General features: G+C 42.1%; 1 protein-coding gene. It reads right to left on the bottom strand.

Translation table 11 applies throughout. The features are described 5' to 3' along the window. Window positions 1–459: 459 nt before the first annotated feature. Window positions 460–606, bottom strand: a 147-nt coding sequence (locus L6773_RS21910; protein ID WP_369431613.1) for a GIY-YIG nuclease family protein, incomplete at its 5' end; no start/stop codon positions are given.

Genomic DNA, 606 nt, shown 5'->3' with positions numbered 1-606 from the left:
GTTCTTCCACCCAGGGCGAGGCCCCGGGCTGTGATGTTTCAGGCTGAAAGCCTGTTACAACGTAGCTTGGGGCAACGCCCCAAGTCTACATGCGGCATCCTGCAAGCAGGCTGAAAGCCTGAGACAGTTCCCTGTTTGTTCAAGCAGGGGTTGAATTTTGAAAATTACGCCAAATCTAACCATACATTCGAAAAACAAAGATTCTTTCCAACTTTAGAAATGTTTTGGACAGCTATGTATGTAGATATAAATTCTCTCCTTACTCTCAATGGCATTGACATAAATCATACCCTAAAAAAGAAAAAGCCCGCAATAATTAAATTGCGAGCTTTAAGTGCCCTGGACTGGACCTGCCTGCCGTTCTCAACTTGTTCTCAATCAAAAACTTAACTTTACTTCATAATCATTGATAATCATCAATCGAGGTGCAGTCAGGCAGGGTCGAACCAGCACTTAACTTTACATCGATTTTAGAAATCTTTTCCCCGCTGCCGATTTTAGATACTTCTCGCGATTTCGTGCCTTCTTCCGATCTGGAAAAGACTCATAATAGATAAGTTTAAAAGGTCGATAGGGTTTTGTCGTTCTTTCATATCCATTTTGGTG

The organism is Rhodohalobacter sulfatireducens, assembly GCF_022012475.1.
Classification (GTDB): domain Bacteria; phylum Bacteroidota; class Rhodothermia; order Balneolales; family Balneolaceae; genus Rhodohalobacter; species Rhodohalobacter sulfatireducens.
This window is presented reverse-complemented; position numbering and strand designations above follow the sequence as displayed.